This window comes from Candidatus Amoebophilus asiaticus 5a2 (assembly GCF_000020565.1).
In the GTDB taxonomy this organism is placed as follows: domain Bacteria; phylum Bacteroidota; class Bacteroidia; order Cytophagales; family Amoebophilaceae; genus Amoebophilus; species Amoebophilus asiaticus.
Genome location: NC_010830.1, coordinates 1,391,767 through 1,404,855 on the forward strand (window position 1 = coordinate 1,391,767; position 13,089 = coordinate 1,404,855).

Below are 13,089 nucleotides of genomic sequence, written 5' to 3' on the forward strand. Positions count from 1 at the left end.
AATGTAGACAGATTTTAAACTTGTTGACAAGCTGTTATAATATAAACATTGTACATGAGCACTTCCGCAACTTCTAGCGACTTAGTTAATTATTTTATTAAAGTTGGCACTAAAGAAATAGATAAAGAATTTCCTATTTTTTCTATTACTGTAAATAAGACCATTAATAAAATTCCTTATGCAAAAATTCTCTTGCATGATGGAGATCCTGCGGAACAGTCGTTTCTAATTAGTAATAGTAACATATTTGAAATAGGAAAAGTTGTAGAAATTCAATTAGGCTATCAGTCTGACTTAACGGTTGTATTTGAAGGTGTCATTACCAAACATAGTTTAAAAGCTAATAACTACACAAATCCCTATTTAGAAGTATATTGTAAAGATATTGCTTACCAAACTACCTTAGTTCCCAAAACAATTAGTTTTGCAGACACTACTGATAGTGGAGCTTTGGAGAACATATTGAAGAACTACGAAGGCGATATAGAGCAACATATTAGCTCTACAACAATCAAACATGAAATTCTAGCACAACAAGATACTACGGACTGGGATTTTATTAACGTGCGTGCAGAAGCTAACGGACAAGTAGTAATAGTAGATGATGGGACCCTTACTACAAAAAAGCCCAATAGTAGCCAAACACCTAGCTACACATTTACTTATGGGGTTGATATTTATGGGTTAGATTTAGAAATGGATGCCAGTACACAATGGCAACAAGCAGGCGGCAAAATATGGAAACATGATGAACAAGCATGTGAAGTTGTTAATGCAAGTACTGTGGGAGAAAAATCGTTTGGTGCTACTTCACATGCTAAACTAGCAGGTACTAACAAACAGGAACCTATTACGTTTATTCATGGAGGTAATGTTACTAAAGAAGAGATGAAAAGCTTCTCCACAGGCCTGTTGGAGCTTAACAGGTTAGCAAAAATCAGAGGAAAAGTGACTGTGCAAGGAATTGCTGATCTTAAACCAGACAGTACAATCAAAATTGATAAAGGGGCTGATAATTTTGAGGGCAATGCTTACGTAAGTGGGGTGCACCACCGGTTAGAAGGAGGACAATGGTTTACAGATATAACTGTGGGCCTGCCTAACGAACGTTATATGCGTAAATACAACAATATAGCAGGCCTCCCAGCAGCCGGAATGCTTTGTCCTGTCTACGGATTACAAATAGGTATAGTAAAAGAATTATATAAACAAGAAGACCCAGACCCTAATTACCGAATTTTTGTAAATATCCCTATCATTCACCAACCGAACGAGGGTATTTGGTGTAGAGTAGCTTCATTTTACGCTTCTAAAGGCATAGGTGCCTTTATTATGCCAGAAAAAGAAGATGAAGTTATCATTGGCTTTGTTAATGATGATTTTAGATCACCGGTCATAGTAGGCTCTCTATATAGTGGCAGTAAACATAAAACTCCTATTCAGCAAGACCCGGAAAATAATATCAAAGCACTGGTAACCAGAAGCAAGTTAGAGATGACTTTTAATGATAAAGATAAAGCAATTGTATTTCAAACTCCAGGAGGAAGGACTATTAGCATTTCTGACAAAAGTGGTACAATAGAAATTACGAATGGTAACGCGAACAAGATAATTCTAGGTAAGCAGAATGTTGAAATTATTAGTAATAAAGATATAATCTTAAATGCCAAAGGAAGTATCAACTTACAGGCAACAGACAGTGTACAGATAAAAGGAAACAATAAAGTAGAACTTAGTGGCATGAATGTATCTGCCAACGCAACAATGAAAGCTTCATTGGTAGGCAATTCAAGTGCGCAGGTACAATCTAGTATGTCTACTATAATAAAAGGAACTATAGTACAAATAAATTAATTTTTGTATCTTCTTAATAAGAGCAAAATCCAAAACAACATTTACAAACTATGCCTGGTGCAGCTACAATTACTCATAAGCATATATGTCCACTAGTTACACCTGGGCTCCCTCCTATACCTCATGCAGCAGGTGGTGTCATCATTAAAGGATGTCCTACTGTTATGATCAATGGGTTACCTGCCGCACGGGTTACAGATATGCTGCAATGTGCAGGTCCTCCACCCCATCCAGATACCATCGTAATGGGTTCTACAACAGTGCTTATAGGAGGGTTACCAGCAGCCAGAATGGGTAGCCTTACAGCCGTAGGCGGAACAGTACAAATGGGGTCTCCAACCGTAATGATAGGTGGCTAACTATGTTATTATAAATATTATTGTATGATAGAAGAAAGCATGTTTTTGGGAGTTGGATGGAACTTCCCTCCTTCCTTTGATAGATATAGTAAATCAATAGAAATGGTACGAGATGAAATAGATATTCATCAAAGCTTACAGGTATTATTCACAACTACACCTGGTGAAAGAACTATGGAGTTGGATTATGGTTGTGATTTGAGTCCCCTAGCCTTCCAGCGACTAGATCTGAATCTAAAAACCTTTATGATCAACAATATTAAAGATGCGATTGCCCGTTGTGAACCAAGAATACGCGTCAAGGAAGTAAAGCTTGAGGAAGAAGATAATATATCCGGCCTGGTTAATATATACGTAAGCTATATTATAAAGTCTACTAATATGCCAGGGAATTTAGTTTATGCTCACTCTTTTGAATAAAGCAAGATACTGTGGCTGATTATACAACAAAACTCTTAGACCTTAATTATCCTTTCCTTAAACAGCAAGGCATAGCATATATTCGTCAATTAGCCGGGCATATTTGGAATGATTATAATGAGCATGACCCTGGAATTACCATTTTAGAGGAGCTATGTTATGCCATTATAGATTTAGAATACCGTACTAATTTTTATATAGAAGACTTACTAGCATCAGATCCTAATAATGCTATAGAAGAAGGCATAAAGAATTTCTATGTTGCTGAAGAGATACTCCCTTGCAACCCACTTACTAAAAATGATTTTCTAAAGCTTATCTTAGATGTTAATGGCGTTAAAAACGCTAAAATATTTTTGAGTGAAGCTCCTCAAGAAATACAAGGTGGTTATAAAATACTCTTAGACTTAGAAGACCGAATTATTAATAAAGGACAGGCTAATGCTGTTATAGAAAACGTAAAAAGAAGACTATACAGCTGTAGAAACCTATGTGAAGACTTTTTTTTAGTACAACTCTTAGAACCCTTATATATCAATATTAATGCTGCTTTAGAGCTTACTGAAAGTATTACCCAAGAAGAAGGCGAATTGTTAATAGCAGCAATATATTCCAACATACACTCATTTATAGCACCTTATATTAAGTTCTATAGCTTGCGGGAAATGCTTTTGGAGAAAAATAAGAAAGTAGATGAAATTTTTACAGGTCCTTTACTAGAGCAAGGTTTTATAGATGAGGCTGAGTTAGAACAGAGTATTATCCAACAAAAAATTTATATATCTGAAATTCTTAAAAAGGTTACAGATGTTAAGCAAGTGCAAAGTGTAACGAAATTTATAGTAGCACTAGATGGCCAAACAGCTATGTCTGCAAAAATGGCCATTGATATACCAGTAGATAGAGTACCTAAAATAGACATTGAGCAAAGCCGAATTACACTTTATCATAAAGGAATTCCCTTGCCTATAGATTATAATAAAGTAAAAAGATGGACAGAAGAAAATGTAAATGCACCTCTCTTTAAAAGGCCTTACTTAACTGAAGAAGAAATAGATGTTGACCCAGGTAGATTCAGAAACCTAGCTAATTATATTTCTATACAAAATGACTTTCCATTAATTTATGGTGTAGGAAAAGAAGGGCTGTCTAATACTGTGCTTGAAGATAGAAAAGTACAATCCAAGCAACTGAAAGCTTATCTTATGTTCTTTGATCAAGTTTTTGCTAATTATTTAGCACAGCTAGCACACGTCAAAGACCTATTAGCCGTTCAGAAAAAATCTAGTAAGGTAGATTTTTCTCAAATTCCACAAGAGGTTCCTTTACTACACACCTTAATTAAAAAACCTGAAACTCCAGTTGATGCAACCGAAAGTGATCCGGATAAAGCATTTAAGATTCAAAGAAGATATTTAGGAGTTAGTTGGAAAAAAAGTAAAAGTAAATGGGGAACTACTGAGGCAGATATAGAAGAAGCTTATAAACATTACCTTGATAAGATTTTGGGTATAAGCAAAGAGTATACAGACAAAAAGAATAATATTTTAGACCACTTGCTAGCTAGGTTTGCTGAAACTTTTGCAGATAGAGCTATGCAACTCTATGACACAGTGTATAAATCTTGCTTGGGAGAGATTAGCGAAGACAAAGAACTCTTTTTGCAAGATTATATAGCTATCAGTAGAGACAGAAACAAGGCAGTGGATATTACCAATACACAAAATTATGGGTGGGATATAGATAATATTTCTGGTTTTGAACGTAGAATATGCCGTGCTTTAGGAATTAAAAACTTAAAAAGAAGAGTTTTACATGAGAATTTAAAAAGTAACTTTTACTTAGAGCAAAACTTTGAACAACAGAGTTTCGAAGTGTTTCTAAGTGAAAACTTACAAGCAAAATATGATAACCTATTAATATTTAAAGGAAACTATCCAAAAATTAAGGATTTAGCTATCAGCCGTGGCGGCAAAGAGAGCAATTATGATATCGTAGAAAATTCAGAAGGTAATTATGAAGTATTGCTGTATATAGATAAAAGAAGAACCAAGTTTATTAGACTACTTAACAAAGTAGTAACCATTCGTACTTTTGAGCAAGCACAGGCTGTTATTAAACAGGCAGTCACTTTTTTTGAAATATTCAACAAAGAAAGCGAAGGATTCCACCTGCTAGAACACATTATGCTAAGAACTAATGATACACTAAGCGGTACACACGATCCTTACTCTTTTATGATGACGCTGGTCTTTCCTTCTTGGCCAGCACGTTTTCAGCGAGCAGAATTTAAAAATCTCATCCATGAATTTGTGATGTTAGAAAGCCCAGCACACATCTTTGTTAATGTATTATGGTTAGACTTAACAGAAATGGAAACTTTCGAAAAAGCCTATAAAGAATGGATGTTCTATAGAACTACCGAAGATCCTAGTGATGCTAAGCTTAAAGAAGCAGCACGCCACCTTTTGGGACTGATCATGCTTTATTCTAAAGGACAAGAATAATAGATTATGAATACATATAGTCACATTATCATGCGCCAACGCCTGACAATAGATATTCCTGACAAAAGTTATCAACAAGAAGTACAAGATAAAGTCAAGAGAATACTTGAGCAAAAACTAAATGAAATACTAGAAAAGTCCTTTGCTGCAAATGTGCCTAAAGATGTAGTTATAACACTCGATCAAGTAAATATCAATCTAGCAGATACAACCCCTGATTCATTAGAAGAAAATATTTTACAGCAAATTTACCATAAACTACCGACCGTAATTAAAGAACAGGTTGACTTAGCTATAAAAGATCCTTTAAAAAGAAGAATTACTCCTCTTCCACATGCTAAGCTACAAGCTGTTAAGCATTATCTTTTATATGGGTATTTTGCTTGGTGGATGCCCGCCCACAATGAAAAGATTATTGAAAATCTGTATACAGAAATTTATCATAAAACACCTACTGCTATTAAAGAATTATGGGTAGAACTTAGTGATAAGCCACCAGCCATTCAAAGGTTTATAGAACAATTTAGTGATACAATTATACAAAAGTCCATTCTACTTCTTAGTCCTAGCCAGGCACAGCACGTATTAAATATCTCTGAGGATTTTTCAAAACTACAACCTATTTTATTAAAAATAACGCCACCATCTGCACAAAAGAAATTACACACAGCTACTAAATATACTGTGCTAACCCAATCAATTCAGTATTTATCTATTAGCAAGAATTTTAATGAGATCAATTTTATTAAAATATGCTTGCAGCAAATTGCTAAAGAATTTAATACAAGCTACCCGGCACTAATAACAAATCTATCACGCGAACTCTCAAAGCAGGCCTTGCCATTTAATTTAACGAGCAAGCTTGCCAGCCATATCATACGCTTATACGATACAGAAGTTGCCATCAATAATTCCAATTCCACACCACCTGCTAAACTTTCTATGCTTATTAGAAAATTAGATGGGTTGCTAGCACAAAAAAAGGATATTAATAAGCGTCAGCTTTCCAATACCATCAATGAAGTATTTGCTCAAGTTAAAAGTCCTGCAGCTAGGTCTACATTAGCAGGCTATCTTACATCTATCTCACATACTAGACAGTTGACACAATACTTGTCTACCAAAGATTTTATAAAACTTATTGAAGTTCTACAGCCAGCTATACAAAATGCTTTTACAATTATTAAACAAGTATGGCAGGCTGTAATGCCTCCAGAAAAGAAAAGCCATCAACTTATTGAACAGCTTACAGTAAAATATTTAAATAAAAAAACTTCTAACCAACAAGAACCTCATGCTTATATCAGTTATTTAATAGGCAAGCTACATTCTTATGTAGACAATAATTTAGAGAAGTGGGCTCCATTCATTAAAGAAAATGTAGCTACATTAGAAAAAAAGTATACTAATGAGTTGACTAAAGTATTGTTAAGTAATTTACCTGCACATAATGCACAATCACCCAGCCAGGTACAATCTATACTTTCCATATCGTCTTTAGACGAATTCTTTATAGAAACAATTAATAAAATCCAAGAACACCCAGCGTTTACTTCTGACCATGCTCTAACTATATTACTAGGCAATTTATATCAAGATTTATCCTTTTTTATACAAGGAAACAAACCACTCTCTTTAGCGTCAGAAAAAAAGCTCTTAAATAATGTAGAAAATATATTTAAGCATGTTATTACAGATAACGAGCAGCTTCACTGTGCTACAAAGCAATTCATACCTTGGATAAAACAACAGGCGAATAAAGCAGAGCCATACAACCTAGGAAATAGCGTACAGATATTCCAAAATAAGCTTGCGGATTTATTATCAAAGCAGGATTCTTCAAAAGAATATCAGAATGACGTAGTAGCAAAATCTGAACATATTACTGTTTCACTGATAAAAGAATTTTTTACTCACCAACTATTACCACCTGGCTATGTTCATCAATCAGCATTAATGTCAAATATTATAAGGCAATTAGTATATATACCTGGCTTTCAAGATGAGTTATATGATTTACTTCAACAGCAGGGCATACGGAAACAATTAGTAAAAAATATAACACCTGCAGCTAAAAGCATGTTGTTAAATACCGTAGTACCCATGTCCATAGACACAAGGCAAACATATGAACAGATACTATTTAAGGCCGATATATTGCGAGCAGATACCTCAATAGATAAGCAAGCACTTTTAGAAGACATCTTCTTAGAATCTGCTACCCAAAGTTTAGAGACTAGCGAAGAAGATTTTATACAACATTCTTTACTTATTCTTTCATACAATGCCCAATTACCTAAACAAGAAGTATATAGAAGAATACATTTGTCTGCACAGAAACATCCACCAACTATATCATTGACTCATAAGCTTCAACAACTATATCCTTTATTTGAAACAGCAGCCCCGGCAATAGCAGATGTATTAGATAGAGCATTTTTACCCATTTATAATTTACTAAAAAGCTTCTTAGACCCTCAAATCTTAACACCCGTCTTATATGCACAATTGTTAGCTTTTATGAAAAATATCATTGAAAATAGGCTAACAACAGCAGTTACGGATAAAGAGCTGTATCAGCAAATACATAAGCTTTTTCCTATGTTACCTGCTCATCAAAAGCAACACTTTTTTGAATCAATCAAGAAAAAGCTCCAAGAAGTAGCTGCTAAGCAACTACAGACTTTACAAGCTACTTGGCTACATTTTTTACATACTGGTGAGTTACTAGAAGAATACAAAAGTGCTACTGAGCTCTTTAATAATTTATTACTAGGTATTGCTTCAAAAAATAAAAATACCAATAACAATTTAGCTACTACTCCTCTCATACATAATCTACCAGATTCAGATATACGACAAACCACTATCTCACTTATAACAACCTTACAAACTCCACATACTAGGAAAAGGTTAGTAGCTAGCTTGTCTACACAAGATTTAGAAAAAGTAGTGCAATTAGTAGCTAAAGAGAAAAGTAAAATTGTTCTTAATTATATCCATAACATATATGAAATATGGAATTATACCGGATTTTTCAATATTTCTTCTCAAGAAAGTAAGCTAGCTTGGTGGGAAGCTACCTTGCCAACTTTAGTTAATACAAATACAAGCGCTTTTTCAGAAAAAGATTGGTTAGCAGAGAGCTTATCAGAATTTGCTACATTACTAGAATTGCCTTTCACCACAGTACTCTCTTCCTTAACAACATATGCTAAAGCCAGTTCCAAACCTTTTAAGCTAGTAAAAGGGAATATAGAAGAATTAAATAAGATATTGATTGATATTGAACAAGAATGGCTTAAAACAGTTAAACAAGAAGCTAAAAAAGCCTGGCCTACACAAGCTACTTTTCAAGAGCTACACCAACTCTTCAATATAGGATATAGCAGTTTCAATAAGCATACGTCAACTAGTTTGGACGCTCTGGATCAGCAAGTAAGCAATTTAATCAACCAGCAACTTTCGTCAGTAAAGAAGTTTTTATATACTTATCCAAAACCTGCTATTTTAAGCCAACAAATAGCATACTACTTTTCTACTCCTCTTATTAAGCAGCTCATCTATTGTCTAGATACAAAAGCACATCCGTTTATTCAACAATATATAGAATTTAGCAACTTACACCAGCCAGATTTTTATGAGACTCAAGGCATAGATACATTTAATTGGTGCAAATATAGCGAGGTGGCAACCCTGTCTTATCTATTAGAAAAAAAAGATACAGCTTTTGATAAACAGAAATACTTGCTACACATTTTAGAAATATATCAGAAACATATCAAGCAAGACATACAGTCAGTCCTAGAATCGCTTGTTACTTATCATACACAATACAAGCGTACCACAGCATATGATGAAGTAATACAACAGCTGCAAAATATTTTTGTAACTAATAGTGGACTAACTGCAGCAATACAAAAACCCATTGAAAAACAAGAAGAAGAGAATACTGCTACAGCATCTATAACGTCACAACAAAACAAATCCAGGTTTCAGGATTACCAAAAAGAGCAACCTAGCAAAGAAATAAAGTTATATATTAAAAACAGTGGGCTTGTTTTTTTATGGCCCTTTATAGAGGGCCTCCTCGAAAAGCAGGATTTATTAAAAAATCAAGTATTTTTTGGTAACCTTGAACGTAGCAATGCAATACATACATTACAATATCTAGTAACAGAACAGCTTAGCACCCCTGACTGGCGTATTATACTTAACAAATTGCTATGTGGCATGGCCTATAATGATATTCCCTTTGCAGGCTATTATTTATGGGATGAATCAGATTTTGCTAAAAGGGTAATAGAAGAACAAGAAAAAGCTTTAGCACAAGCTGATAACCAAGGCACTAGAAGAAAGCACAAAAAAAGATCTAATAAAACACCTGTTATAGAATTGCCAGAAGAAATTGTCCTGTTAAAGAACAATACTGAGGAGTTATTAACCAAAATCCTAACAGAATGGAAAAGCCTTAAAAAACTTGAAAAATTTGAGCCTTTTAAACAAGGATTTGGTATACAAGATTTTAAAAAATATATACTGCAAAGAGATGGGATACTACAGTATATAGACCAAGGTGATAAAGGAGGGTATTGGCATTTAACCATTACTTGGGAAGAATATGATGCAGAAATTACAAAAACTCCATGGCCTATCAATAAAATTTACTTACCCTTTATGAAAGAAGAGTTAGTGGTATTTTGGACACCTAGTTAAAGGGCAACAAGTTAAACTTACATTTAATGATGCAGGGAAAATGGTATAGAGCCTATATGTAATTTATTATCTCTCGCCTTATACCATATAATTTAACTCTATATGATAATTAATCAATAGTTCGATTACGCCATCTAGAAATAAAAATCGAGCTCAGGTTTTAATACTAAGTATTAACTTATATTAGTCACAAAGTAGGATTAATAAACATCTTGTGCTTATTTCAGTATACCACCCTGCTTACTTAATAGTTCAGCTATTAATATATGGTTATGTTTGTTTGCCCAATATAAGGGAGTATGTCCTGCATCATCTCCTGCATTTACCTTAACATCTTTGCGTGCTAAAAGAGCCTCAACCACAGTAAAACACTTAATAATTGACAAAAGAATTTGTTATATGATTTAGACATATATAGGACTGCTTAGCTACTTATTGAGAAATCATACTTAAACTAGGGCGTGTCAACAAATAGCCCACAAAGAAGAAGCAGCCAAATAAATACCACCTAAAAAGTTGACCGCTAGCTTATCATAGCGCGTGGCTATAGCTCGATATTGCTTTAAGTAAGCAAAGAAATGCTCGATCAAATAGCACCATTTATAGAGCTGCTTATCATAAGATCGCTTGTTTTTATGATTGGCTTTTGATGGTATGACTGCTACACAATTGCTCTTTTGTAATCTAGCTAATACTCTCTTTTGTGCATAATAAGCCTTATCAGCCAATAAAGCTGGGGCATTTACTTTTTCCAGTAATGCATCGGCTCCTTGCAAATCATGTGCCTCTCCACCTGTTAGGTGAAAGGCAATAGGCCTTCCTTTACCATCACATAATGTATGTATTTTTGTGCTTAATCCTGCTCGGCTACGGCCGATCGCTTGTTTGTTAAGGCTTTTTTTTAGCGCCTGCACTATGCTGTTGGGCCTTAACAATAGTAGCATCAAGCATATAATATGCATTATCGCTCTCTTGTAAAAGCACTTCAAATACTTTTTGCCATACACCTTTTTTACTCCATCTAGCATGCCGGATATGAACCACTCTAAAGTCTCCAAAGCGCTCAGGTAAATCACGCCAGGGTATACCAGCACGGTAACGGTATAAGACTGCTTCAACAAAGAGTCTATTATCCTTGGCTGTCGGTCCTACTGTGCCTGATCGGCCTGGCAAGAGATCTTTTATCTTTTCCTATTGCTGGTCTGTTAGTGCATAGCGTCACATATATTCCTCCTATTTTTAGCTCTGCATACAGCTAACTTACTCTTTTATACCTAATTTGTCTTATATTTTAATTCTTGACACACCCTAATTATTTTAAATAATATTTAATGGTAAAATCATAAAAATCATAAGAAAATTTAGCATATCAGTAAATCATCCCAACAATCATTTTGTTTTAACAAATGCTAATATACGTGCAGACAAGTACCCAGACTGGTCCTTCTGCTTCGATAATATATACAGATAATAGTAATATATATAATATAAGTAAGCCTTTCTGTAAATATACATTCTTATCTATTCCAATTAAGAAATACGGCTGTAACCTATGGAATAAGTATTTGCTTATACTTATAGCAACTTATTTGGGAATTCCCTTATAAAGTTAGGTATACTTTAACGGCTGTATAAGCATATAAAATATGAAATTCTCCTACACACCGCTTACTCATATGTTGAAATACCATGATAAGAAGCTGGTTCTACATAATCTGTACGTAAAGGATGGCCCTCCCAATCAACAGGCAACAGTATACGACGTAGGTCTGGATGACCGGTAAAATGAATTCCTACCAACTCATAGGCTTCCCGTTCATGCCAGTTAGCAGCCTGCCATAAGTGGCTTACAGTAGGAATAGAAGGCAAGGGTTCACCTGGTTTATTCCTTGTAACACTTACTTTGATCATCAACTGAAAATTATATGAAATAGAATATAAATTGTAGATTACTTCTAGTGTACCTGCTTCAAAACCATTATCCAACGCTGTAATACAAGCTAGATAATCGAAATACATGCTTGGATTTTCTTGAAGTATTTGGCAGATTTGAGCAATATGTGCTGCTGGCACTATGATAGCTTGTGGAGTAGCACCCATGTCTGTTTCTATATTAACAGCAGGTTTTAACTTTTCTTGTAAAAGCTTAACAATATCTTCAAATTGCATGATTGATCTTATGTCTTTTCTTGTTGAAGCTAGCTATAGGTAAGCTTTGCTTTTATTTTTTCTTGTAATTTTAAAATACCTCCTATTAAAGCTTCTGGTCTAGGAGGACAACCTGGCACATATACGTCTACTGGTATAATTCTATCCACTCCCTTTACTACATGGTACCCATGTTGCCAATAAGGACCACCACAATTCGCACAAGAGCCCATAGAGATTACATAACGTGGTTCAGGCATTTGATCGTAAAGCCTCCGAATACTATCGGCCATTTTAAAAGTAACTGTACCAGAAACAATCATCACATCTGCTTGCCTAGGAGAATTTCTAGGTATAACTCCTAACCGATCTAAATCATAATGAGATGCATAGGCACCCATCATTTCTATAGCACAGCAAGCTAGACCAAAAGTAATAGGCCACAATGAAGAACGTTCTGCCCAATTAAGCAAGTCCTCTAAAGCCACCATTATTACTCCTCCTTCTCCTGTTTTATTAGATATTGTGTCCATATAATTATTAATCTGGTTTATTATGCTTGGTTGGAACATGACTAGCATACTGCTCATTTATCTTTTCATAATAGGACAAAGGAACTTTACTGCTAAATGATGGCTGGACAACGTTAGCGGCAGTATGAAAATAGGCCAAACGGCCTTTAACAACTGCATATATTAATCCAATACCTAGCACAAGTATAAAAAAAGTACCTAATATAGCCATATATAAATTCCACGCTCTATCACCTATCATTTGATGGGTTTCTTCTGATAACCAAACAGTAGCCCAAGGGAATAGCAAAATAGTTTCTAGCTCAAATAAGATAAAAACTAGGCCTATAATATACAAGCGGCTATTGACAGGCGCCCAAGCATTATCCACGGGTTCTACGCCGGATTCATAGGTCGTTAACTTCTCTGCATAGGGTTTATTAGGACGCAGCCAAGCACTTACCCAAGCTCCACCTATTGCCAGTATGATAACCCCTACAATAGTCAAAAAAATATGTAGGAAAGCTGTTTGCTCTGTGGCCAAGAGGATGTTTTGAAACAAAAGATAATACA

At 34.8% G+C, this 13,089-nt stretch carries 10 protein-coding genes; 5 read left to right on the forward strand and 5 right to left on the reverse strand.

The window, feature by feature from the left end; genetic code table 11:
• The first annotated feature begins 54 nt into the window (after positions 1-54).
• The 5 genes from vgrG to AASI_RS05540 are packed head-to-tail and all read left to right on the forward strand — an operon-like array spanning position 55 to position 9,856.
• Positions 55-1,854, forward strand: a complete 1,800-nt coding sequence (gene vgrG / locus AASI_RS05520) for a type VI secretion system tip protein VgrG (RefSeq protein WP_012473183.1) — start codon at positions 55-57, stop codon at positions 1,852-1,854.
• 50 nt (positions 1,855-1,904) lie between these two features.
• Positions 1,905-2,213, forward strand: coding sequence for a PAAR domain-containing protein (locus AASI_RS05525; protein WP_012473184.1), 309 nt, complete (start codon positions 1,905-1,907; stop codon positions 2,211-2,213).
• Positions 2,214-2,237: 24 nt separating this feature from the next.
• Complete coding sequence (locus tag AASI_RS05530) at positions 2,238-2,633, forward strand: GPW/gp25 family protein (RefSeq protein ID WP_012473185.1); 396 nt, start codon at positions 2,238-2,240, stop codon at positions 2,631-2,633.
• Positions 2,634-2,644: 11 nt separating this feature from the next.
• Positions 2,645-5,140, forward strand: a complete 2,496-nt coding sequence (locus tag AASI_RS05535; protein ID WP_012473186.1) for a hypothetical protein — start codon at positions 2,645-2,647, stop codon at positions 5,138-5,140.
• A gap of 6 nt (positions 5,141-5,146) precedes the next feature.
• Positions 5,147-9,856, forward strand: a complete 4,710-nt coding sequence (locus AASI_RS05540; RefSeq protein WP_148204969.1) for a contractile injection system tape measure protein — start codon at positions 5,147-5,149, stop codon at positions 9,854-9,856.
• 218 nt (positions 9,857-10,074) lie between these two features.
• Here AASI_RS05540 and AASI_RS08665 read toward each other — a convergent pair whose 3' ends face one another.
• The 5 genes from AASI_RS08665 to AASI_RS05565 form a co-directional block, all read right to left on the reverse strand.
• Positions 10,075-10,242: an ankyrin repeat domain-containing protein gene (locus tag AASI_RS08665; protein WP_148204970.1), complete on the reverse strand. Its 168-nt coding sequence runs from the start codon at positions 10,240-10,242 to the stop codon at positions 10,075-10,077.
• Positions 10,243-10,320: 78 nt separating this feature from the next.
• Positions 10,321-11,041, reverse strand: a protein-coding gene (locus AASI_RS08235) for an IS5 family transposase (RefSeq protein ID WP_238541612.1) whose coding sequence is annotated in 2 segments (ribosomal slippage) — positions 10,321-10,758 and positions 10,760-11,041 — 720 coding nt in all. Because the reading frame shifts where the segments join, the coding sequence is not laid out codon by codon here.
• 483 nt (positions 11,042-11,524) lie between these two features.
• Positions 11,525-12,025: an NADH-quinone oxidoreductase subunit C gene (locus AASI_RS05555; protein WP_012473189.1), complete on the reverse strand. Its 501-nt coding sequence runs from the start codon at positions 12,023-12,025 to the stop codon at positions 11,525-11,527.
• 29 nt (positions 12,026-12,054) lie between these two features.
• Positions 12,055-12,537, reverse strand: coding sequence for an NADH-quinone oxidoreductase subunit B (locus AASI_RS05560; RefSeq protein ID WP_148204971.1), 483 nt, complete (start codon positions 12,535-12,537; stop codon positions 12,055-12,057).
• A gap of 7 nt (positions 12,538-12,544) precedes the next feature.
• Positions 12,545-13,024 (reverse strand): NADH-quinone oxidoreductase subunit A, encoded by a 480-nt coding sequence (locus AASI_RS05565; RefSeq protein ID WP_187146254.1) that lies wholly within the window; start codon positions 13,022-13,024, stop codon positions 12,545-12,547.
• Between the last annotated feature and the right edge of the window lie 65 nt (positions 13,025-13,089).